Raw genomic sequence first — 23,219 nt, forward strand, 5'->3', positions numbered from 1 at the left:
ATTATTTACGCATTTTCGGATCGAAGGCATCACGTACACCATCACCGAATAAGTAGAAGCATAAGATCAGTAAACTTAAGACTGCAGATGGGATAAACATCTGATATGGATTGATCATCAGCATTTTACGACCATCATTGACAAGAGTACCAAGTGAAGCGGCTGGCGCTGGTGCACCTAAACCGATAAAGCTTAAGAATGCTTCGAAGAAAATTGCACTTGGAACTGAGAACATAGCTGTTACGATAATAGGTCCTAACGTGTTAGGTAAAATATGTTTGAAAATCAAGCTCCAGTTCGTTGCCCCTAATGTTTTAGAAGCCATAACATATTCCTGAGATTTGAGTTTCAGGAACTGACCACGTACGATACGACTCATCCCAATCCAGCCAGTCAGTGACATCGCAAGGATGATTGTTGTAATACTCGGTCCGAAGAATACAACGAATAAAATCATGATGATTAAGTTAGGAATAGAAGCGATAACTTCAATGATACGCTGCATGAGTGTATCTACCCAGCCCCCGAAGAAGCCAGAAATAGCACCGTAAGTAATACCGATGATAACATCAAGTAATGCGGCTACTAGACCGATTATAATAGATGTCTGAGTTCCTTTCCATACACGTGTAAATAAATCACGCCCAAGGGAATCGTACCGAACCAGTAATTTTCTTTGATGTTCAGTTCTTTATAAGCATCGTAATCATTTTTATCTATACCATCGAATGGTAAAAAGTGTACATCTTTTAATAATCCGATTTTAGGGGGTACATTGGCATGTTCAAGGTTCTGCTCTTTAAATGTGTGTCCACTTACTAGTGGACCAATTAATGCCATTGATACTAGAAGCAGGAGACCTATTAAACCAAGAATAGCCGCTTTATTACTTTTAAGCTGCAGCCACGCGTCCTGCCAGAATGTTCTACTCTGACGTTCAATTTTTTCTTCATTAATTTCATTACGATTTGCTAATACAAAAGGTTGTGCTCTGTTTGTAGATAGCTCCTGGTCAACATCAGCATGTGTATAAGTTTCTCTTTCATTTACCATTAACTTTTACCTCCCTGAACACGGATACGTGGATCGATAATACCGTATAAAATATCAACAATAAATAGAACAAGAATGAATAAGAAACTGATCATGATTGTCAGCGCCATAATAACTGGATAGTCATTCTGCTGAATTGAGCGCACGAATTGTTCACCAAGTCCAGGGATGGCAAAGATTGTTTCAATTGTTAACGCCCCTGTCAGAATACCAACTGCCATAGGACCGATTAATGTAATGATAGGAATTAAGGCATTTCGTAAAGCATGGCCGAAAAGAACCTTACTTGTTGAGTTACCTTTCGCTTTAGCAAGCGTAATATAATCTGAACTTAATACTTCAATCATTTCAGAACGGATATAACGTGCAATTGTTGCGATAACACCTGCTGATAAGGCAAGGGCAGGTAAAATAGCATAAGTAATATTTTCCCAACCTGCTGTCGGAAGAAGCTGCCATTCAACTGTCAGATAATATTGTAATAATGCTGCAAGTACGAATGAAGGTACAGAAATGGCAAGTACTGAGAAGATTGTCGCTAAATAATCTATCCATGTATTCTGTCTGACTGCTGCGATAACACCTAGAATAATACCGACGATTGTACCGAAGATTAAAGCATATGTACCAATTTCTGCTGAAGGTCCTAATCGAGGAAGAATTAATCCTGTTACCGGACGATTATCATATTGGAATGAGTTACCGAAATCTCCTTTTGCTACGTTTTTCATATAGTTGACATACTGAACACCCATAGGATCATTAAGACCGTATTTTTCATTTACAATTGCTTTTTGTTCAGCCGATAATTTTTCATCGTTGTAAGGGGAGCCGGGCATTAACTTCATTAAGAAGAATGTAGCAGTTGTGACAATCAGTATGGTGATAATCATGTAGCCCAATCTCTTTAGAATAAACTTCAACATATTTTTTCCTCCTCTTGAATTTTAAGTTTTACTTAACATACATCATAACTAAATTTTCACAAAATTCATACAAGTTTTTCAATTTTAATTAAAAATAAATAATTATTCTGACAACTTATTTCAAAAAAATCTGCCTCTTGTTATATGACAACTTCTCTTATGACCCTCTTTCCCCTTTCAATTCTCTCTTCTAGAAAAATCTTAAAATAATTATAAGGATAATTTCTTATTTTTTGCAATACATTTTTTATTCAGAATTCTTATAAATATGTATCATTTTATCCTTTTTTATTGCGTTAAAGCACTATATTATTAATATTTATTCATTTTATATGATAAATAGTAACGCTTTATCACGTTAAATCTTTATTTTATGCACTCTTTTATTAAAATAATGAGTATTTATTTATCTGTTATACATCACTGTTATTTTGCTGTACAATAATGATATGTTGATGTCAGGAGGTTCATTTATGCGAGCACGAATTTATGGATTGCTGTTAGCGATCATTTTATTTATTAGTGCGGTGACACTATTATTTACAGGTTTTTCATGGCTTCATTTTGTGAATGCAGTCTTTACGGTTTCTCTTATACTATGGTGTCTAGGTCTTTTTCTCTATTTATTTTCAGATGGTGCATTCAGTATTATGGGACATTCGTTTAGACGGTTTCATTATGTGATGGCACCGAAAAGAATAAAAGAAACGATGAAAGATGATGAACTTTATACGAGTCGTGATGTGACGATTCGTAATGAAAAATATATGCTGACGCTCCCGCTTATTGTGACTTCATTTGTATGCGGCGCTCTTGCTCTTATTATTTCTTATTTAATGGTATAACAAAACCCGCTTCTCACACGTTGAGAGCGGGTTCTTTATTATGCCTGATATTTTTTCAGTACAAGGACGGCGTTATGTCCACCGAAGCCTAAGCTGTTGGATAATGCGTAATCAATATCTAATTCAATTGCTTCGTTCGGAATGTAATCGAGATCACATTCGGCATCAGGTGCATGCTGATTGATAGTCGGCGGTACTTTACCATTCTTGATAGCTAATGCTGTCAGAATCGCTTCTATCGCCCCTGTCGCACCGAGCATGTGTCCTGTCATCGATTTTGTTGATGACACTTTCAAGTTTTTCGCAGCATCACCGAAGACTGTCTTAATCGCTTTTGTTTCATATAAGTCGCCAATCGGTGTACTTGTCCCGTGTGCATTTAAATATTGAACTTGGTCAGCTGTAATGCCGGCATCTTTAAGTGCCATGTTCATCGTACGGACACCGCCCTCGCCTTCAGGTGCTGGTGCAGTAATATGATGGGCATCGCCGTTATTACCGTAACCGACCACTTCTGCATAAATATGTGCACCACGGTTCAATGCGTGCTCCAGTTCTTCAAGCACAACGACACCTGCACCTTCGCCCATGATGAAACCGTCTCGCCCTTCCTGGAATGGACGGCACGCCTCATCGGGATTATTATTTGTTGATAAAGCTTTATTCGCAATAAAGCCTGCAATGCCCATTTTCGTAATCGGTGCTTCTGCTCCACCCGCAATCATGGCATCTGCATCACCATACTGGATAATACGATAAGCATCCCCGATACTGTTTGTACCTGTTGCACAGGCAGTGACTGTACAGCCGTTCGGTCCTTTAGCACTTAAATCAATTGAAATCTGACCTGATGCCATATCGGGAATCAGCATCGGTACGAAGAATGGACTGATACGATTCGGCCCTCTCTTCAGCATCTGGTCATAAGCGTTTTCAAATGACTCCATGCCGCCGATACCTGAACCTACCCATACTCCGACACGGTCGCTGTTATCATCACTGATTTCGAGCTTGCTGTCTGTCAGAGCTTCACGCGCTGCAACTACCGCATACTGCGTGAAACGGTCCATTTTACGTGCTTCTTTTTTCGGCAGATAATCTTCAATATCAAAATCTTTCAGTTCGCCGGCAATCTTGACACTGAAATCAGTCATATCAAGTCGTGTAATATAATCAATGCCGTTAACCCCTTTTAATGCATTCTCATACGTCGTCGCTGCATCGTTCCCGATTGGGCTAAGCGCCCCTATCCCAGTAATGACTACTCTTCTTTTCATATTATCCTCCTATTTACCGTAGACCAGTGTAATGGCACCATAAGTCAAACCGCCGCCAAATCCTACGAGTACAATTTTACTTCCTGCTTTTACCCTACCTTTATCAAGTTCATGAAGCAAGGACAATGGAATGGATGCTGCAGATGTATTGCCGTAACGGTCCACCGTCACACTCATCTTGTCTTTATCCACGCCAAGTCTCTGTCTGGATGATTCCATAATACGTATGTTGGCCTGATGCGGAATCAGCATATCAATTTCTTCAGGCTTAAGTCCTGCTTCTTCAACTGTTTTTGCAGCCATATCGCCCATGATGCGCACAGCAAACTTAAAGACTTCACGTCCGTTCATCGCCAGCAGATGGTCATCCTTGCGGTCGTATAAATACTGGCCTCCTGTTCCATCACTGCCAAGCTGATAGTTGATAATGCCATGACCCGGACTTACTTCACCCAACACGACTGCTGCTGCACCGTCACCGAATAGAATGGCTGTATTGCGATCCGTCATATCGGCTATTTTTGACAGTTTCTCAGCCCCGATGACAAGCACATATTTACAGGCGCCTGTCTGAATAAATTGCTGGGCAGTGACCATCGAGTAAATAAAACCTGTACAGGCTGCCAGCTGGTCCATCGCCGGTATATTGCGCAGTCCGAGCCGTTCCTGCAGCTGACATGCGACTGACGGAAAACGATGATCACCCGTCGACGTCGCCACTAAAATCATATCAATCTTGTCTTTACGAATACCGGCATCCTTGATGGCACGCTCGGCCGCTTCATAGGCCAGATCACTCGTCTCCTGATCTTCAGCTGCAAAACGTCTTTCTTTGATTCCTGTCATCTTAGTAATCCATTCATCTGATGTATCGAGAAATGTTTCAAAATCATGATTGGTCATACGTTTTTCAGGAACGTATCCGCCAATACCGACAATGCCTATATTCAATGAAATGCACCTCTTATAATCTGTTATTATAACCAGGTACTAATTTATCATAAAATACTCTTTTTTTCAATCTTTGTGTAAGGGTCATACTTTGCCGGTGGTTGTTTACCATTAGGTAGACGATTCGTTTCCTTATAGTGTTCGACCCCCTGATTTAAGCGCTGTCTGAAGTCTTCATCCAGTCGCTGTGACACTTTGCCGATACCTAGTAAATCCTCTTTAATACCCCAGCGAATAGTTTTACCTTTCAACTGACCTTCTGTATATAAATCTGCCACTTTAAGGTAGGCATCTGCAATTTTAATCTCTGTTGACATCAATACTTGCGGCCCGTAGTTACGCTGATCACTGATATAGCCGATTACATTAATATTGTTATCTCTTGCATACGACATTGTATCCGCATTGATGCCATCTGCTGCCGGGAAAAGAACATCTACTTTCTCCTGCTGAACGAAGTTTTCTGCGATATCAGGTCCCCGACTGTCATAGCCAAAAGTATTTAAATACGACTCATGAATATGAATATCCGGGTCTATAAAACGCGCACCATCTTTAAAACCATTCGTCTCCGGCTGAGTATCGAATGCACCGATAAGACCGATATGATGCGTCTTTGAGGCGTGTGCCGCGGTCATGCCTCCGAAAAATCCCACCGAGTAGGCATCAATTTTGACGATAGTCACATTATCAGCTTTCGATTCGCCGTTAAACACGACAAAATGAATATGCGGATATTGTGATGCGATACGGTTAAACGCATCTGAAAATTCTTTTCCTTGTCCGAATAGCACTTGCACGTTTCGGTCTGCCATCCGTTTGACTGCCGTTCTAATTTTGTCATCGTTATTGATATTCTGCTCATAAAAAAAAGCAGTATCATATGCCTGCACAATATTCAGCATGCCCTTATACCCTTCAGTCCCCCATGTCTGATCATACATCGAATCCGGAAAGAGAAATCCGATTGTCGTCAGCTCATGCTTAGGTCGATACAGATAGAATATGGAGCCTATCAGTATAATAATCAGGGTAAGGAATAAAATAATCCTTTTCATCACTCACCTCTTCATGTAAGGGTATACTTTTTTTAGTAACTCTTTTATAATTAATAGTATATCAATTATTGGGGGATTTTTACATGCAATATATTATGACCTTTGTCTGGGCATTTATCCTTGTCCATATGATTAATTTCGTCCTTATGAGTTTAGGCGGCGGGCAAGACCTGAACCTGGTAACAGCGAGCATCATGTCAGTTGTATTTGCTGTTCTGGCGCTGATTATAACAGCACTTATTCCAGATGACCCTATCCCGACTCATCATCATCACTAAAAAAACCACAGTAGCGCTGCTACTGTGGTTTTCATTTATTCGAGCGTAATATCTAGTTGACCCTCTACAAGCGATACATGTACTTTTGTACCTTCAGCCATGTCGTTCTGCAATAAGAGACGAGCGACAGGAGTCTCAATATGGCGCTGTACAAATCGTTTAAGAGGTCTTGCACCAAATTCAGGCTGATAGGCTTCTTCAGCCACCCATTTTTTAACAGCATCATCCACTATGACAGTCATATGCTGATCCATCAGTCTGCGGTTGAGCTGATCAACAATTTTATCCACAATATAAGTCATATCATCTGCACTTAGTGGTTTAAATAATACAATATCATCCATGCGGTTCAGAATTTCAGGTTTGAAATAGCTATGAAGTGCTGTATCGACAGATTGACGAGCGTCATCAGTAATCTCACCGTCTTCAATACCATTCAGTAAGTACTGTGAACCAATATTACTTGTCATGATAATAATTGTATTCTTGAAGTCAACGATACGTCCTTTTGAGTCAGTCAGTCGCCCTTCATCCAAGAGTTGCAAGAGTACATTAAAGACATCGCTATGCGCCTTCTCTACTTCATCCAGCAGAATAACGGAATATGGCTGACGGCGGACCGCTTCAGTCAGCTGGCCACCCTCTTCATAACCGACATAGCCGGGAGGGGCACCAATCAATCGTGCAACTGCATGTTTTTCCATATATTCACTCATATCAATACGAATCATATGTTTCTCTGAATCGAACATCGTACTTGCCAGTGCCTTAGCAAGCTCTGTCTTACCGACCCCTGTCGGTCCAAGGAAGAGGAAGCTGCCAATCGGGCGATTCGGGTCTTTAATGCCAGCACGGGCACGAACGACAGCATCTGCCACTAAATCAACCGCTTCATCCTGTCCGACGACACGCTCATGCAGGATATCAGATAGTTTAAGTAATTTTTCTTTTTCTGTTTCAACCAGCTTACTGACCGGAATACCCGTCCACTGGGAGACGATATAGCCGATTTCTTCATCTGTCACCACTTCACGGATAAGACGGTCTGTTCCTTTTGTCTCCTGCTGAAATTCAGCTTCAAGCTGTGCCAGTTCTTTTTCAATTTCAGGAATTTTTCCGTACTGCAGTTCTGATGCTTTTGCAAGATCATAATTATTCTGTGCTTCTTCAAGCTGAGTACGATACTGATCCAGTTCAGAACGTTTTTCCTGAACGACCTGAATTTGTGATTTTTCTTTTTCAACTTTAGCTGCCAGAATCTGCTGCTTCTCTTTTTCATCTGCCAGTTCTTTCTGCAGCTCATTAAGACGTACTTGACTCGCACTATCTTCTTCGTTCTTCAATGCTTTCTCTTCAATTTCCAGCTGTAGAACACGACGATTTACTGCATCCAGTTCTGTTGGCTTAGATCCCATTTCTGTTCGGATAGTCGCACAGGCCTGATCGACCAGGTCAATCGCCTTATCCGGCAGGAAACGGTCTGTAATATAACGATCCGATAATTCTGCTGCTGCCACGAGCGCTCTGTCCTGGATACGTACACCGTGATAAACTTCATAACGTTCCTTTAAACCACGTAAAATTGAAACCGTATCTTCTACATCCGGCTCTGCTACCTGTACTTTCTGGAAACGTCGTTCAAGTGCTGAGTCTTTCTCGATGTACTGACGATATTCATTCAATGTCGTCGCACCGATACAATGTAATTCACCACGTGCAAGCATCGGTTTAAGCATATTACCGGCATCCATCGCACCATCTGTCTTACCGGCTCCGACCAGCATATGGATCTCATCAATAAACAGAATGATGTCTCCGTCGCTTTCCTTCACTTCTTTCAGAACGGCTTTAAGACGCTCTTCGAATTCACCGCGGAATTTAGCCCCTGCTACGAGAGCACTGAGATCAAGCTCAAAAATAGTTTTATTGAGCAGTGAATCCGGTACATCTTTTCGGACGATACGCTGCGCTAATCCTTCAACAATAGCTGTTTTACCGACACCCGGTTCACCGATAAGGATCGGATTATTTTTCGTTTTACGACTTAAAATACGAATAGCATTACGGACTTCCTCGTCGCGACCGATGACTGGATCCATCTTACCGTTACGCACTTCCTCCACCAGGTCACGCCCATATTTTTTCAATACTTCATACTGTACTTCCGGATTTTGACTCGTCACATGATTTCCTCCTCTGATCTGAGTAATGATCTCTTTAATTACGTCCTGTTTATTACCGACAAAGTCACGTGTCAGACCATGCTGACTCACTGCAGCAAGAATCAAGTGCTCCACTGATAGAAAGTCATCAGACATTTCTGACTGTATCTTATCCGCCTGCTGCATCAGCTGATTGAGATTGTTACTTAAGTACTGCCCGTACTGCATATTGTCTCCGCTGACTGCCGGCATACTATTCAGCTTTTCTTCCAGCTGACTGCGGTATTGCTTCATATCTAAATGCGCACGCTCAAAGACTGTCGCTAACATACTGTCCTGTGTATCTGCAAAATGCAATAGCATACTTTCAGGTTCAATGGTCTGCATCTTGCGTTCCACAGCATCATTCTGTGCCGCTTCAACAGCCGTCTGAACATTATATGTCATTTTATCTGCATTCATTATGTTCACCTCTTGTTTTGACTATATTTGACCTTTAATAATACTATATAACCTTTTATCGTCTTAGACAAACATCACGCACTAAAAGAGTGATAGAAAGTGAATAAAGTACGAAGTGTACTACTTTTAGATAAATTCTCTATGTTATAATGAAAAAAAAGGCGGATAGGGATGGGCAGCATGGTACAGATTAATTTTCATGAAGCGACTAATGTGGTGAATTATATTATGGACCACGGCAAAGAGGAGCATTATGCCCCTCGACAGTTTATTTATCAGGCAGAGGATCCTGCTGATTATATATATGTTATTAAAAGTGGTATCGTACTGATCAATCGAATGGTAGAAGACGGCAAGGAAATGTCAATGAAAATGCTGACTCGTCGCTCTATCTTTGGTTCAACAACGCTTTTCTGTGGTCCTAAAAAACATTCACTTTTTGCTAAAGTGAAAACACCTACGAGTGTATCTAAACTGAATCTGAAGACATTTGAGACGGCGCTGCTTGAAGATGAAGTCCTCAATTATGAATGGCTGCTCTGGCTGCAGAACGAAAACGATAAAAATGAATTTAAAATGCGGGACCTTTTTACTCTTGGCAAAAAAGGCGCACTTTATTCCACATTGATTCGTCTCAGCAATACTTATGGTGTGAAAACAGATGATGGTATACTGCTGAATGTTGAATTGACCAATAATGACCTCGCGAATTTATGCGGTACTACCCGTGAAGGGGTCAATCGTATTATCAGCCAGCTGAAAACTGACAAGATGATCAGCGTCAAAGGGAAATATATTGTGCTGAAAAATATCCAGTATCTCAAAAATGAAATCAACTGTGAAAGCTGCCCCATCAATATTTGTCGAATTGAATAACTGATTTTTTGGCCATATCACGACGTGCCAATGCTGCTTCCACGTCACGCCGCCCCCGCTTAACACACAAAAACCCTTCGTATAAAAATACGAGGGGTTATCTATATTCTAGCTTACACCTAACGCAATCTTAGCGTAGCGGCTCATCATCTCTTTACTCCAAGGCGGATTCCAGACGATATTGACTTCCACGCCTTTCACTTCAGGCAGTTCACCTAACGCTGTTTTCACTTGGTCAATAATCTGAGGGCCCATCGGACAACCCATTGATGTCAATGTCATCTCTACTGTGACAATACCATCATCGTCCATATCTACATGATAGACTAATCCCAGATTAATGATGTCGATACCGAGCTCAGGGTCAATCACGTTCTCAAGCGCTCCAAGAATGCTATCTTTCATTGCTTCTTCCATTTTACACACTCCTTCCATCTCTTACGTCAACTATATCAAATTTGTTAACTTACGCCAATTAAATGATATGATAGTGACAGAAAGGATGGACTTAAATGACAGAAAAACATTTAATTTGCCTCGATCTCGACGGCACATTACTGACCGATGATAAAACAGTATTACCTTATACTAAACAAATTCTAGCACAGCTCAAAAAAGAAGGGCATGAGGTCATCATCTCTACTGGTCGGCCTTATCGTGCTAGTGAAAGCTACTATCATGAGCTCGGACTTGATGCACCTATCGTCAACTTCAACGGCGCATTTATTCACCATCCGACAGATGACAGCTTTAAAGAAGTACATTCTCCGCTTGACCTGGATATTGCTCGGGATATTTTTAAGCACGTTGAACATTTGAATATTCAGAATATCATTGCTGAAGTGAAAGATAACGTCTTCTTACATTATCATGATGAATTACTTTTTGAAGGCTTCAGCATGGGTAATCCGATTGTTAAAAGTGGCGATCTATCCATGAATCTGCAGGAATGTCCGACGAGTATCCTCATTCAGGCAGAAGAACAGCATGTGCCGGCCATTCGCGCCCATTTAAGCGACGTCTATGCCGAACAGATTGAACATCGACGCTGGGGTGCGCCTTATCCGGTTATTGAGCTCGTTCGTACGGGCATCAGTAAGGCAGTCGGCATTCAATATATCTCAGAATATCTGAATATCAAGCAGGAGAATATCATTGCTTTCGGTGACGAAGACAATGATTTTGAAATGATCGAGTATGCAGGTACAGGGGTGGCAATGGGTAATGCAATCCAAGCTCTTAAAGAAAAAGCGGATACCATCACTTTATCTAACGATGAAGACGGTATTGGTCAGTTTCTGGCGCAGTATTTTAATATATAGGAGCTGAAAATCGAATGAAAATCATTATAGTCGGTGCCGTTGCCGGTGGTGCAACTGTAGCCTCACAGATCAGACGTACGTTACCTGATGCTGAAATTACAGTCTACGAAAAAGGACGAGATATGAGTTTCGCGAATTGCGGACTTCCATATTATCTCGGTAATGAAGTACAGGAACGCAACGATCTCTTACAGGCTTCTGCCGCTTCATTTAAGCACAAAAAAGAAATCACAGTCAAACTCTATCATGAAATCACAGCGGTGGATACAGATGACCAGTCAGTCACTATTTATGACCACTTAAATGGTGAAACATCTACTGATCATTATGATAAGCTGATTCTCAGCCCGGGATGCCAGGCTATCAGATTACCTCAGTTACAGGGCTCTGACATCTCATTCCCAGTCCGTACGCTTGAAGATACGGACATCATTGAGCAGCATATCGAGAAACAAAATGTCTCAAATGTTCTCGTAATCGGTGCGGGTTATATCAGTCTTGAAATGGTTGAAAACCTTAAGCATCGCGGTCTTGACGTAACACTCCTGCACCGCAACGAACGATTACTAAAAACGATGGATGCACAGTTCCTTCCTCATTTAACCAAAATTATAGATGACCAGAACATCAAGTTGCAGCTGAACGATGAAGTGGCATCTATAGACGGCCAGGCAGTGACTTTCAAATCAGGTCTTACATCAACTTATGATCTGATCATTGAAGCAGTAGGTATCGAACCTAATACTGAGTTCCTGCAAGACAGTGGAATTGAACTGAATGACAAAGGCTACATTAAAACGGATGCTTTCTTTCAGGCATCAGCACAGAATGTTTTTGCACTCGGTGACGCCATTGAAACATTTTATCGTCATACCGGTGAAAAAACGACGATTGCTCTCGCTTGGGGTGCACATCGTGCTGCAGCCATGATTGCCGCTCATCTCGCTGGAGACAGACAGCCATTCCAGGGTCTGCTCGGCACTAATATTATCCGCTTCTTCGATCATGCTATTGCCAGTGTCGGCATCAGTGAACAGGAAGTTGAAAATTATGATGCGATGCAGATGACATTCAATCAATATCCTCATGCCCGCTATATGGAACAGGCACATCCGATGCACATCTCTGTCTACTACCGTGCTGATAACCGCCAGATTCTACGCGCCTGCTTCTTCGGCAAGCAAGGGGTCGATAAACGTGTCGATATCATAGCCACTGCGATGATCAATGGTATGACTGTCGATGACCTGAAAGATATTGAAATTGCCTATGCACCGCCTTTCTCTTCACCAAAAGATATTATCAATATGATTGGCTATCGTGCCAAATAAATAAAGATGTGCCGGCTGGCACATCTTTATTTATTTCGTTTGGATTTACGCACTGCAAGTATAATAAATGTAGTGAACAGAATAATGATTGCTGCTGAAGCAATAATATAACCTAAGTTCAGCCCTCGTTCATCTACGACAGCGTATAATTCTGCTTCCTCACGGTTAGTAATGAGATTGTATTTTCCGTCTTTCTCATGAATCGCATCTCCGATCAATAATCCGTTCAGCATTTTACCTCTCGGAACGACGTCTTCACCTAATGCTATCTTAGTCGCCTTACTCGTATTATTGAGGTTATAGATAAAGTCTACTTTATCCGTATCATAATGAATAACCTGGCTACCTTCTTTATTCATTAATACCTTCATTTTACCATCAAACATTTCACGATATTTATCGTATACACCTGCAGTTGTTTTTAAATAGTCCGTGACTTCTTTCTCAGTTCTGAAGTCCAGAAGCTGATGCATCTCAGGCATATCGCCACCATTCATTGCGATCTCAGTACCGTAAGTCATACTCATCGGCTGCTTCTGACTAAGGAGGAAGCTCATGAGCAGTTTAATACGCGTACCTGGGAACATATTTTCATCGGCAGCATATTTTGTAAAACGCTGCATGAAGAAGTGGTCTGCAGCAAGGAGTTCATCCGAGGCAAATGGGCCCGGCAGTGGCTGATCGGTATTCTTAAAACCATTTGCCAGTTTCAGCGTTGTTTCTTCCTTCTGGACATAATCGAAATGAGTCGCCTGATTGCCCTTATTCAGAATAGCGATATTCATCGGCAGGTCCGGCAGTAGTCGCTCTGCATCGAGATTATTCTGCAGCGCATATATAGACAGACCGTCGACGTCATAGCGATCTGCAAAGTCAGTCATTTTCTCTTTATAAAGTCGCTGATTCTGCTGGTCATGCAGATCAATAATCGGCGTATCCCCGAAATATTTCTTCTGATAGCTGTTCATTGAAACAGACTGTGTCTGCGTAAAGTCATCCGTCGCTATCGTCGGCATATCAACGACGATCTTCATTCCTTTAGCATGTACTTCTTTAATCAATGCTTTAAACTCTTTTTCGCCGCCGTAGACATCATCAATTTTGTCATATGATTTGATTTTATAACCTAGATAATCATTCTGCTCATGTTCAAAAATAGGAGACAGATGAATCACATTGAAGCCCATATCCTTGATATAGTCCAGCTTAGACTGTATCCCCTGAAAATCTCCCCCATATGGCAGACGATTATTCTTGTCATTGATGATATGTGCATTGTTTTTCTCTGTTCCGTTCATAAAGCGGTCGACTATCAGACTGTATATTCTCGGCTGCGATTTCACTTCTGCCTGTACCGGAGTGGATGTCAGCATTAGAACTGTCATTAAAAGTATCCCTATTTTTTTCATCAGTATCCCTCTATTCATTTAATACTTTAAATTATACTTGAATAGAGAGAAAAAGTGGCTTAATTCATAAAAAGTTCATAAGAAAAAGCTGATTCCGAGGAATCAGCTTAGTTGAACAGCGCTGTAATAGGTCCCATCGGTAAATAGATACCCATACCGATTGTTAAAATTGTGAATAGAATGACCAGAAAGAAGAAATTACGAGAAGGCTTCTTCTTTTTCTTTCTTGCAAGTGTCATTTCCATCAGTCCAACTGTAATCAGACCTAATAAAAATTTAATGCCGTATTGAGCTGCCATATCGCCGCCCATTGTCTGGAAGAAAATCACTGCGCCACTGATTAGAGTCAGTAAAATAAATAATCTTAAGACCATATGAAGTGGTTTAAAATATCGGCTCGGTCCTTGACGGTCAGAGAAATTCTCATATGCTGCGAAAAACAGAATAATTGCTAAGATCCAGCTTAAAATATGAAGATGTAACATATATATCCTCCTTTCGTGATATTTACTATCAGTTTAACATAACTATAAATAAAAAAGAAAAGAGCTGATGCTCTTTTCTGATATTACCCCTTATTCAGCCACTGTATTCGCAAGTGTACCAATACCATCAATCGTAATTTTGATTTCATCACCTGACTTCAAGTATACTGGCGGCTGCATGCCAGCACCTACACCATTCGGCGTACCTGTCGCGATAATATCCCCTGGATGCAAAGCGATATATTTTGAAACTTCCGCAATCAGGTCATCGATTTTTAGCATCATATCTGCTGTATTGCCATCTTGACGGATTTCATTATTGACCTTCGTGATAATATTAACGTTTTCCGGCGTCGGCAACTCATCTTTAGTAACGATATATGGACCCATCGGACAGCCGCCAATCAGACTTTTGCTGAGAAACGCCTGCTGGTGTTCCCTTTGTAAGTCACGCGCTGTAATATCATTAACAATCGTATAGCCGTAGATATAATCTAATGCCAGTCCTTTAGGAATCTGATGACCATATTTACCGATCACGATTCCCAGTTCGCCTTCATAATCGAGTTGAGATGTTACATCTGCATGGAGAGGAATCGTATTGCCGTCTCCCACTAAACTTGACGGTGCCTTCGTGAATACATACAGGCTATCAGCTTCATTGTTCAGTTCTTCAGCATGCTTCTTATAATTACGTCCTACAGCAATAACATTATTTGTCGGTGTGACAGGTGGCAGAAACTTGATCGCTGTAAAAGGGGCTTTGAATGATTCCTTATCGCTGCTCTTTTGTGCTTCAGCAACAACTTTACGCACTGCCTCCTGGAAATCAATCTCTGCATTCTGCTGCAGACCTTGCAGCAATGTATGAGGATAGGCCTCAGAACCAAATGCTTCAAATACTTTCGGTAAAATCCATGCCGCTTCTTCACGCTTTACTTTTACACCGTATGTTTGATTGCCTTGATATTCAAATGACAGAAATTTCATATAAGTCACTCCTTCTATGTTTATCTAACATTATACAGAATATTTTAAAAATTAGCATTCTTTTTACGTGTCAGTATTAAATAACTGATAAGCGTTATGACCATGATGATAACAGCGCGCATCAGAACAGTTTCTAAAGGCATATTCTGATAGTCACCTAGACCGACACCTGTGAACGCCAGAAGCATCAGCAGTGAACTGAAGGCTAGCGTCGGTATGAGCCGGTCATCTGCCGAGCCGCTCAGTAATAAATAAAGTGCAATGCCCTGCATTAAGCCACCGATTATCATCAGCAAGCTGAATACAAGCACAGATTCAGACTGTATGACTAATGTCTTGATGAATATACCACTCGTAAAGAGTAACAGGGCTGTCGTATACCGATAACGGATAGATGTCCAATCTATCAGCAGTAAGGGCAGTACGATAAATACAGCTGTTACCACTATCCAGATGTAGCCAGCACTCATACTATTCAAGATATAGTGCATGTAATCATTCGATTTAAATAAAGTCACCTGTTCCTGGAACTTTGCAGCATCCATAAAGGTCTCTGCCGGAAAATAGAGAATCAGAAGCGGTATCGCAATGGCAAATAGTCCGGTAGCGAGCAGCATATAGCCTACCCAGCTCTTTTTTATATAGTAAGCAAGAAGCAGGCCGATGCCGAGTGCCAGTACATAGCCTGATGAACTGAACAGCCATTTATCTATTAAACCGATGACGATGACCAGACAGATCCTTTTCAATGACCAGCTCTTATGTTTAATAAGGAGCGGTATGGCGGCCTGACCGATACCGAACGTGAGTAGCGCTGCCATCATAAAGGTCGGCAGTTCAGGCTGTTCAAAGTAGTCAGTCGGTACTGCCATCATAAAAGGATGAGCATAATTCAAACTGGCTTCTATAATGATCGTGATGACTGCTAAAACAGTCAGAATATATTTCATGCTTCAACCTCTACTTCCTGGTAATCGAAGAAATAAAGATAGCCCTTGACAGGTTTTTTCAACATTTCTTCCAGTGCTTTTCTATAATAGTGCATCTGTACTTTATATTTTGTTCTGGCTTCAAACGCTGCATCCTCTATTGTCCCACCTTTTCTCTTAATCAGCCGATCTGTCTTGAAATCGACGAAATAATAGGCATCATGATAGTAATAGACGCAGTCAATCATCCCTTGGACAAGCGGCTCAACCGTTGAATCCTGAACGGGCTGGCCTGTCAGATATGATTTACCGATGACGAAAGGTAATTCTGTATAGCGTGCTGTTGCCTGAGACATCTCCTGATAAAGGCGGGAAGCTGAGAATCGAATCAATGCCTGATAGTCGATGATTTTCTTATCGTCTTCTGCAATGATTTTCTTATCGACAAGCTGCATCAGTAGTGCCTCAATTTCAGTCACACTTTTGATCTGTCCATCGTAAGGAAAATGCTGCATAACTGTATGCATCAGTGTCCCTCGTTCAGCCGCTGTCTTTTTGACTTCAGACATAAACTTAGGCCGTTCGAATGTCGCACGTTCCAGCTGATACTGATTGACGAGCGTCCACGTAGTCGCATCGTCGTCCACTTCTGTTTGTCGTTTGATATCTGACACTGATTCCTTTGTCGGCAGCTTGTTCAGTTCCAAGTATGGATATTCATATTCAGCACGTTCAGTCAGCCACTGCGGTGACTGTTTGTCTGCAGCGACTTCATGAGTCTCCTTATCCTCAATCGATGGTTCCAGCTGTGTCACAATGTGTGTATCAAGAACGTCTGCTGCTAAAATCAGTTCAAGCGGTTTTGAGGCGCTGAGTCTGTATGCGGCATCGTACACATCTGCCTGACGCCACTTTTCTATTTCTTTTTCAGTTGCTGAGCCTACTAGAATCAACTGCTCCTTCGCTCTTGTAAATGCGACATACATCAATCGCATGGACTCGGAGATAGATTCACGGCGTCCCTCTTTTTTAAAGTATTGACTGAGTAATGTAGGATAACTGTAATGATTGATATGATCGTAATAAGTGATTGCCACACCGAGCTTCTGATTTGGAAGCACGGCACCTGATAGATCACGCATATTGAACTGTTTACCAAGCTCTGCGTAAATGACGTAAGGAAATTCAAGCCCTTTACTGGCATGAATGGTCATCAGTCGCACGACATCTGCAGCGTCTGATAGAATATTCACTTCACCAAAATCTTTGTTTTTCTCAATCATATTATCGACATAACGGATGAATTGAAAAAGTCCTCTATAGCTTGATCTTTCAAAATCTTCTGCTTTCGTCAGCAGGCCCAGCAGATTGGCACGTCGTTGTTCTCCGCTCGCAAGGAGTGAATATTTTTCCACAATATAGAGTTCTTCATATAACATCTCCAGCAGCTGTCTGACACCGACCGTTCGACTGATACTGCGGTAGCTGTCCAGTGACTTAAGAAAGTGCTGGACTTTAAGAGCAAGAGGATGATGATGCATCTGAGCATAGTCGAGCATATCCTGATAAAAATACTGCCGGGACTGCCTGATATCCACTAATTCTGCTTCGTTGAACTGATACAATAACGACCGCAGCACACCGACGAGGTGATTATCCTGCAGAGGATTATCAATAATTCTCAGCAGACTGATCATCGTTCTGATCTCATCCGTCTCAAAATAACCTGTCCGACTGTTGACATGGAATGGAATCCCGTATTTTTTAAAGATATGCTGATGACTATTCGTATCTGATACTTGCCGCTGAAGAATGACGATATCACGATAAGTCGCCGGACGATATTGACCGTCTTCATAGACTTGTCCCTTGTCGACAATCTCCTTGATCTTACGCGCAATCCACTCGCTCTCCATATGATCGATAGCATCGTCCTTTACAAGCACATTGAGTTCAGTCGGATGAGGCTCATCATCAAATGCAGCACCGAAATACAGCTGCTGACGGTCATCATATGCCACCTCACCCACTGCTTCATCCATGATTGACTCAAATACTTTATTCGTATCTTCAATCACTTCACGTCGGGAACGGAAATTGCGTGATAAGTCAATGACCTGACCCTTTGTACTGTCAAAACGTTTATATTTATCAAGGAAGAGACCGGGTTCTGCCTGTCTGAATTTGTAGATGGACTGTTTAACGTCACCTACCATAAACAGATGATCATCGTTAATACTCTGTAGGATACGTTCCTGTACACGGTTCGTATCCTGATATTCATCTACCAGAATTTCCTGATACTTGGCGCGAAGGTTATCTGCAATAGGTGTTCTTTCTCCGTCTGTAAGCAGAATATCGAGCGCAAGATGCTCATAATCACTGAAATCAAGAATTTTTCTGTCACGTTTATTCTGCGTGAAGTTCTCAATGACTTCTATTGTCAGTTGACCGAGCAGCTCCATCTCCTCTGCCATTGTATTCAAGTTAGCGATCAGTTCTGCCGGTGGTGCAAAAAAGTAATCAGTCTGCAGCGCAGTCAAAATATCCTTCGCCTGATTCAGCTGGTCTTTAATCCGTTCTTCCTCTGATGGTTCGAGACGCATATCTTCAAGCTCCTTCTTGAACTTGAACATCGGTGTCGACCACTTTTCAAGACCTGTCATATGGTGATAGAGCGATTCAAAGTCACCTGATATCTGTTCGAGTGTCTGAATATAGGCTTCCGCTTTTAAGTACTGTTTCTCGTAGACGGGACTATCCAGTTGTTGTGCTGATTCTCTGAATAACATAATGGCACGTTCAATATCTTGTAAGACGGTCTGACGCATCTCCTTGACAATGGGGTGATCAAGCGTGACATCTCGGTATAAATCAGGCAGTTCACGCAGCCATTTAATCGGCTCCGGGTTAGCGACTGCAAAATAATAGAGTTTCTGCACCGCATCTCTAAGAGGCTGGTCACTTCGGTCACTGGACAAATGCAAATTCGTTCTGAGAAATGGTTCAGTCGGTGCACTGTAATACTTCTCCATCACTTCATCCAGTGATTGCATGAGCAGCAGCGTTCCCTCTTCATCACTCGCTGTTCTGAACGCCGGGTCGAGATCAATCGTATAATAATACTGTTCGATTAAACTCAGACAGAACCGGTGTAATGTAGAAATCTCAGCTGCATGAATTTTTACCAGCTGTTCTTTAAGATGTTCAGTCGGCTGTTTGATCATTTCACGTTTCAGCGCCTGGTGAATTCTTTCTTTCATTTCTTTTGCGCTGGCATTCGTAAAAGTAACAACGAGCAGTTCATCCAGAGCGACATGATCATAAATAATCTTCTGGATAATACGTTCGACCAGAACAGCAGTCTTACCACTCCCCGCTGCTGCTGCCACTAAAATATCGCTGCCTTGTGCTGTTATCGCTTGCCACTGTCCATCTGTCCAGCGACTTTCTGCAGGTTTAGTTCTCATCTGTCTCCTCCTTCAGCAATGCTTTGACATCAATCTGCTCATCGACACGTCTAATATCTGCTGCGTTAATCAGCGGATCGATATGACATGTCGCCCTAAAACTACAGAACTGACAGGGCAGCTGATGATTAAACTCAAGTGGTGCTACTTTTGTTTCACCGTCCATAATCGCTGTTGCTGTCGTAATATAGTTCTGTCGATTGATGTCAATTAATCCTGCAATTTCATGTTTTGATAGACGCTTCGAACGACTATCAAAAATACCTTTTTTAGTCAGAGCAACCGGGATGATGCCCGACTTAGTCCCTGCTTCAAGTTCTGTATCCAGCTGACTCGCGATATTCAGATCATCGAGTACAAATCCTTCCAGTCGGTATGCTTCAAAGTATTTTCTCTCATGCTCAAGTGCTTCATCTTTCAGACCGTACTTCATAAACGGTTGCTGGACATGGAAATACAGCATAGCTGCCGCATCAAGAGGCTGATCAGAGAGTTGACTGCTATTTTGCAGCACCACATCCATATAAGTCAGCATCTGCATCTGCTTACCGTAATAGACCTCGTTTAATTTCAAATCATGCCCTGATGATTTATAGTCAATAATGCTGACGTAATCTCGATGTTCGCTTTTTAGCACATCAATGCGGTCAATCTGCCCTCTGATTGAAATAGGAATTCCTTGAGCTGTATAGAGCTTCTGTGCTTTGAACTGATGTGCACTGACTGGATCCGCCGTAAAGTTCTGTTCAAAGCGTGTCATGCGGAACTTTGAACGGCTCTGCTGTTTCTGAATCACAGATAGCGTTTCCGTCAGAATTTTAGCAATCTGCTGAATCATGTACTGATAATAGGCTTTAGAATAGAGAACCTGATACTGGACATCCGGTACAAGTCCTTTCAGTGTTACCGCTACATAATCTTCAATGGCCTGCTTATCCATTAGTGTAATCGAATCTTTTATTTCCTCGGAAATAATTTTAAGCGCATGATGAAAAATATTTCCTAGTTCGAAATTCTGAAATTCAAATGGCTGTCTAATATTCAGCTTCAGTCCATGCGCTGCAAAATGCTTGAATGGACAGCTGTTATACGTCTCAAAACGAGATACACTTGCCTTAATTTCATCGCCATATATATGCTGTGTCCGCGTTTCATCTAATCTCACCGTTGTATTGTGGTAATGCTTAAGACGCATCAAATCCTGGAAAATCTCATATTGACTGAGCCAGTCAATGACATACTGCCAGTCCGGATCTGATTGGCGTTCAACAGCATGACTGACACCAACTGCAACCGTTTCTATCAGCGTCTCAGGCGATGTCTCTTCCGATAATCGTTTGATGTCAAGATCCGGGAAAATCGCTTTAAGCTGCGATAAATAGCTCGATGGCTGGCGCGCTCCCCCACTCTCATCCATCAGACTATAACTGATATGCAGATTCTGCGAGGCATTCGTCAGCACTTGATAGGCGACAAAGCTTTCGTCCATCGTCAGCGCAAGACTCGAAGGTGCTAATTTAACATCTGCTGACTGCTCAACCAGTTCCTTATCCTGGTCACTGATCAACGTCTGATTCTTATTTGCTCTCGGCAGGATGTCTTCATTGAATCCCACTACAAAGACACAAGGTATATTTTCAACACGCGCGAGATCCATATTTAAGAGCTGTACTTCATCGAGCGCCTGCGGAATCGAGGCAAATTCCAGTGTCGACAGTCCGACATCCAGCATATCCTTCATGGTCTGAAAATCAGTGGAACGTTCACCGAGCATCTCTACCAATTCATCCAGTATATCGATGATACCCGTATAGACCTGTTCATTTTCCAGAGCTTCTCTATTCAATCCTTGACTGACCAGGCGGTCTTTCTCTGCCATCAGGTAGTCCGGCAGCTTGATATCGATCAGAAATTGATAGAGCTGCGTTGTAAATTCCCGTGGGTTCGTCACCTGCTGCAGAGTAAGCAGCTGATTCAGCACCGGGATGATATAGCGTCTGAACTGATTCATCTGCTGCCACTCTTCTTCACCGAACGGTTTACGTTTATCAAAGAAGAAGCGCTCATCTTCAATCCAGCGATTAAATGATAATCCACGTTCAATCACTGTGTTCTCGAGCATATCGATCAGCAGCTGATCCTGCTGTATATCAAATCGTCTCGATAAAAGACCTGTTTTCAGTGCTCTGAACAGATGCTCCGTCTGCCAGGGCTGCGCGATAAAATCCAGTAGTGAACGAATCAGTTCGACTGCCGGATGATGAATCATCTGTTCCTTACTGTCTGTATAATAAGGAATCTGATACTTAGCAAAGTACTCCTTAAAAAGACTGATATAGCCGGCATCACGGTACAGAACTGCTGTCTCTGCATAACGATACTCGCCTGTTCTCGCCTGTCTGTGAATAGTCCGCACAACGTGTTCTACTTCCTTACGCATACTTTCCGCTTCGTTAACTGCTATACCGTCAGCTGAGCCGGTTACAGGTTGAAGCGCATCAAACTGACTTTCAATCAGCGCAAGGCTCTTATTTTGAAAGCGAGCCGTATCTTTAAGCTGCTCCACTTTAACATCCAGTTGTGCAGCATTCAGACTTTCAATCAGCAGCTGATAAGTTTCACCCGTCTTACGGAACGTTTCATTGCTTTCAGACAAATCAGCTGTCAGTGTAATCGTCATCGATTTCGCATAGCGGGATAACTGCTGAATAACCTGATATTCCAGCGTCGTAAAGTTATGAAAACCATCGATGTATATATCTGCCTGCTGAATAGATTTCGCGTTTGGAATACGATCATAGAGGAATGACATCATATCCTCAGCCTGTGTGTAATGACCTGCCAAATCCGATTCAAGCTGCTGGTAAATAAGCGCGATATCATGCAGTTTATGCTGCGTTCGAACTGGGAAAGCAGTATTCTCACTTAACTGTGATAATGTGTCAGCAGCGACATCATATTTCTTGAACTCCTTAATCGTCTCTGTCACTTTCTGACTGAAACCATAATAACGGGCAGATGAACGGAATAACTGAAGCTGATCCTGCTGCTCCTTCAGAATCATATGAACAAGCATCTCAATGCCTGATTTCGAAATCATATTCTCAGACAATCCGCCCTCTTCACTCATGATTCTCCATGCTAAACGCTCAAAGCCGTAGATAGAAGCCCGCAGACTTCCTTTAATTTCTGCATCCTGTGCCAGCTGCTGCTCAAATGTGAACGTGCTCTGCTTCGGGGTGATCACAATAATCGGATCACCAAGCGGATTGTCCTTGATTTTCTCCTTAATAGACTGCATAATATGATACGTTTTACCGCTTCCTCTTCTACCCAGTAATAATTTGACTGACATATTATCCTCCTTATGAAAAAACACTTTTTATAAGAATATA

The 23,219-nt window shown here is 41.9% G+C and carries 17 protein-coding genes and 1 pseudogene; 5 read left to right on the plus strand and 13 right to left on the minus strand.

What is annotated here, in order from left to right:
- Position 1: 1 nt before the first annotated feature.
- Both opp3C and opp3b read right to left on the minus strand, forming a co-directional pair.
- Positions 2 to 1,053 (minus strand): annotated as a pseudogene (gene opp3C, locus ERX37_RS04990) (oligopeptide ABC transporter permease).
- Positions 1,053 to 1,979, minus strand: coding sequence for an oligopeptide ABC transporter permease (gene opp3b, locus ERX37_RS04995; protein ID WP_133429536.1), 927 nt, complete (start codon positions 1,977 to 1,979; stop codon positions 1,053 to 1,055). Before opp3b ends, opp3C begins: the two are co-directional and overlap by 1 nt.
- A gap of 473 nt (positions 1,980 to 2,452) precedes the next feature.
- Between opp3b and ERX37_RS05000 the strand changes: the two genes are divergently transcribed.
- Positions 2,453 to 2,824: a DUF3899 domain-containing protein gene (locus tag ERX37_RS05000; RefSeq protein WP_165981967.1), complete on the plus strand. Its 372-nt coding sequence runs from the start codon at positions 2,453 to 2,455 to the stop codon at positions 2,822 to 2,824.
- 38 nt (positions 2,825 to 2,862) lie between these two features.
- On the opposite strand, the gene fabF is transcribed toward ERX37_RS05000, so the two are convergent.
- The 3 genes from fabF to ERX37_RS05015 are packed head-to-tail and all read right to left on the minus strand — an operon-like array spanning position 2,863 to position 6,110.
- Positions 2,863 to 4,101 (minus strand): beta-ketoacyl-ACP synthase II, encoded by a 1,239-nt coding sequence (gene fabF, locus ERX37_RS05005; RefSeq protein WP_133429538.1) that lies wholly within the window; start codon positions 4,099 to 4,101, stop codon positions 2,863 to 2,865.
- 9 nt (positions 4,102 to 4,110) lie between these two features.
- Entirely contained in the window at positions 4,111 to 5,052 is a 942-nt protein-coding gene (locus ERX37_RS05010; RefSeq protein ID WP_133429539.1) for a beta-ketoacyl-ACP synthase III, read from the minus strand.
- Between the two features lie 47 nt (positions 5,053 to 5,099).
- Positions 5,100 to 6,110: a BMP family ABC transporter substrate-binding protein gene (locus ERX37_RS05015; RefSeq protein WP_133429540.1), complete on the minus strand. Its 1,011-nt coding sequence runs from the start codon at positions 6,108 to 6,110 to the stop codon at positions 5,100 to 5,102.
- Positions 6,111 to 6,193: 83 nt separating this feature from the next.
- Between ERX37_RS05015 and ERX37_RS05020 the strand changes: the two genes are divergently transcribed.
- Entirely contained in the window at positions 6,194 to 6,388 is a 195-nt protein-coding gene (locus ERX37_RS05020; protein WP_133429541.1) for a YjzD family protein, read from the plus strand.
- 35 nt (positions 6,389 to 6,423) lie between these two features.
- On the opposite strand, the gene clpB is transcribed toward ERX37_RS05020, so the two are convergent.
- A complete protein-coding gene (clpB, locus tag ERX37_RS05025; RefSeq protein WP_133429542.1) occupies positions 6,424 to 9,012 on the minus strand; it encodes an ATP-dependent chaperone ClpB in 2,589 nt (862 codons plus the stop codon).
- A gap of 180 nt (positions 9,013 to 9,192) precedes the next feature.
- On the opposite strand from clpB, the gene ERX37_RS05030 reads away from it, so the two are divergent.
- Complete coding sequence (locus tag ERX37_RS05030; protein WP_133429682.1) at positions 9,193 to 9,888, plus strand: Crp/Fnr family transcriptional regulator; 696 nt, start codon at positions 9,193 to 9,195, stop codon at positions 9,886 to 9,888.
- A 108-nt stretch (positions 9,889 to 9,996) separates the two neighbouring features.
- Here the strand turns inward: ERX37_RS05030 and ERX37_RS05035 are convergent, their stop codons facing one another.
- Positions 9,997 to 10,305 carry a metal-sulfur cluster assembly factor gene (locus ERX37_RS05035; RefSeq protein ID WP_133429543.1) on the minus strand — a complete coding sequence of 103 codons (309 nt, stop codon included), beginning with the start codon at positions 10,303 to 10,305 and terminating at the stop codon, positions 9,997 to 9,999.
- Positions 10,306 to 10,400: 95 nt separating this feature from the next.
- Here ERX37_RS05035 and ERX37_RS05040 point away from each other — a divergent pair, with 95 nt between their 5' ends.
- Positions 10,401 to 11,210, plus strand: coding sequence for a Cof-type HAD-IIB family hydrolase (locus ERX37_RS05040; RefSeq protein WP_133429544.1), 810 nt, complete (start codon positions 10,401 to 10,403; stop codon positions 11,208 to 11,210).
- Positions 11,211 to 11,224: 14 nt separating this feature from the next.
- Entirely contained in the window at positions 11,225 to 12,541 is a 1,317-nt protein-coding gene (locus ERX37_RS05045) for a CoA-disulfide reductase (protein WP_133429545.1), read from the plus strand.
- Between the two features lie 26 nt (positions 12,542 to 12,567).
- Here ERX37_RS05045 and ERX37_RS05050 read toward each other — a convergent pair whose 3' ends face one another.
- From ERX37_RS05050 to addB, 6 genes are all read right to left on the minus strand, one after another.
- Positions 12,568 to 13,950 (minus strand): alpha-amylase family protein, encoded by a 1,383-nt coding sequence (locus ERX37_RS05050; RefSeq protein ID WP_165981968.1) that lies wholly within the window; start codon positions 13,948 to 13,950, stop codon positions 12,568 to 12,570.
- A 107-nt stretch (positions 13,951 to 14,057) separates the two neighbouring features.
- The gene (locus ERX37_RS05055) at positions 14,058 to 14,435 is read right to left on the minus strand and encodes a YisL family protein (RefSeq protein WP_133429547.1); all 378 of its coding nucleotides are present in this window, start codon (positions 14,433 to 14,435) and stop codon (positions 14,058 to 14,060) included.
- 90 nt (positions 14,436 to 14,525) lie between these two features.
- On the minus strand, positions 14,526 to 15,425 hold the full coding sequence (locus ERX37_RS05060) for a fumarylacetoacetate hydrolase family protein (RefSeq protein WP_133429548.1): 900 nt from the start codon (positions 15,423 to 15,425) through the stop codon (positions 14,526 to 14,528).
- Positions 15,426 to 15,469: 44 nt separating this feature from the next.
- Positions 15,470 to 16,375: a hypothetical protein gene (locus tag ERX37_RS05065; protein ID WP_133429549.1), complete on the minus strand. Its 906-nt coding sequence runs from the start codon at positions 16,373 to 16,375 to the stop codon at positions 15,470 to 15,472.
- The gene (addA, locus tag ERX37_RS05070; RefSeq protein ID WP_133429550.1) at positions 16,372 to 19,824 is read right to left on the minus strand and encodes a helicase-exonuclease AddAB subunit AddA; all 3,453 of its coding nucleotides are present in this window, start codon (positions 19,822 to 19,824) and stop codon (positions 16,372 to 16,374) included. Before addA ends, ERX37_RS05065 begins: the two co-directional genes overlap by 4 nt.
- Positions 19,814 to 23,179, minus strand: a complete 3,366-nt coding sequence (gene addB, locus ERX37_RS05075) for a helicase-exonuclease AddAB subunit AddB (protein ID WP_133429551.1) — start codon at positions 23,177 to 23,179, stop codon at positions 19,814 to 19,816. The genes addA and addB overlap by 11 nt, the downstream gene beginning before the upstream one ends.
- Positions 23,180 to 23,219: the final 40 nt, after the last annotated feature.

This window comes from Macrococcus hajekii, from assembly GCF_004359505.1.
Taxonomy (GTDB): Bacteria; Bacillota; Bacilli; order Staphylococcales; family Staphylococcaceae; genus Macrococcus; species Macrococcus hajekii.

Excerpts from the sequence above, each read along its gene's own strand:
- ERX37_RS05050 (WP_165981968.1), bottom strand. The coding sequence starts at position 13,950 with ATGAAAAAAATAGGGATACTTTTAATGACAGTTCTAATGCTGACATCC.
- addB (WP_133429551.1), bottom strand. The coding sequence starts at position 23,179 with ATGTCAGTCAAATTATTACTGGGTAGAAGAGGAAGCGGTAAAACGTAT.
- ERX37_RS05015 (WP_133429540.1), bottom strand. The coding sequence starts at position 6,110 with ATGAAAAGGATTATTTTATTCCTTACCCTGATTATTATACTGATAGGC.
- fabF (WP_133429538.1), bottom strand. The coding sequence starts at position 4,101 with ATGAAAAGAAGAGTAGTCATTACTGGGATAGGGGCGCTTAGCCCAATC.
- ERX37_RS05065 (WP_133429549.1), bottom strand. The coding sequence starts at position 16,375 with ATGAAATATATTCTGACTGTTTTAGCAGTCATCACGATCATTATAGAA.
- ERX37_RS05040 (WP_133429544.1), top strand. The coding sequence starts at position 10,401 with ATGACAGAAAAACATTTAATTTGCCTCGATCTCGACGGCACATTACTG.
- addA (WP_133429550.1), bottom strand. The coding sequence starts at position 19,824 with ATGAGAACTAAACCTGCAGAAAGTCGCTGGACAGATGGACAGTGGCAA.
- ERX37_RS05045 (WP_133429545.1), top strand. The coding sequence starts at position 11,225 with ATGAAAATCATTATAGTCGGTGCCGTTGCCGGTGGTGCAACTGTAGCC.
- ERX37_RS05030 (WP_133429682.1), top strand. The coding sequence starts at position 9,193 with ATGGTACAGATTAATTTTCATGAAGCGACTAATGTGGTGAATTATATT.
- clpB (WP_133429542.1), bottom strand. The coding sequence starts at position 9,012 with ATGAATGCAGATAAAATGACATATAATGTTCAGACGGCTGTTGAAGCG.
- ERX37_RS05020 (WP_133429541.1), top strand. The coding sequence starts at position 6,194 with ATGCAATATATTATGACCTTTGTCTGGGCATTTATCCTTGTCCATATG.
- opp3b (WP_133429536.1), bottom strand. The coding sequence starts at position 1,979 with ATGTTGAAGTTTATTCTAAAGAGATTGGGCTACATGATTATCACCATA.
- ERX37_RS05055 (WP_133429547.1), bottom strand. The coding sequence starts at position 14,435 with ATGTTACATCTTCATATTTTAAGCTGGATCTTAGCAATTATTCTGTTT.
- ERX37_RS05060 (WP_133429548.1), bottom strand. The coding sequence starts at position 15,425 with ATGAAATTTCTGTCATTTGAATATCAAGGCAATCAAACATACGGTGTA.
- ERX37_RS05000 (WP_165981967.1), top strand. The coding sequence starts at position 2,453 with ATGCGAGCACGAATTTATGGATTGCTGTTAGCGATCATTTTATTTATT.
- ERX37_RS05035 (WP_133429543.1), bottom strand. The coding sequence starts at position 10,305 with ATGGAAGAAGCAATGAAAGATAGCATTCTTGGAGCGCTTGAGAACGTG.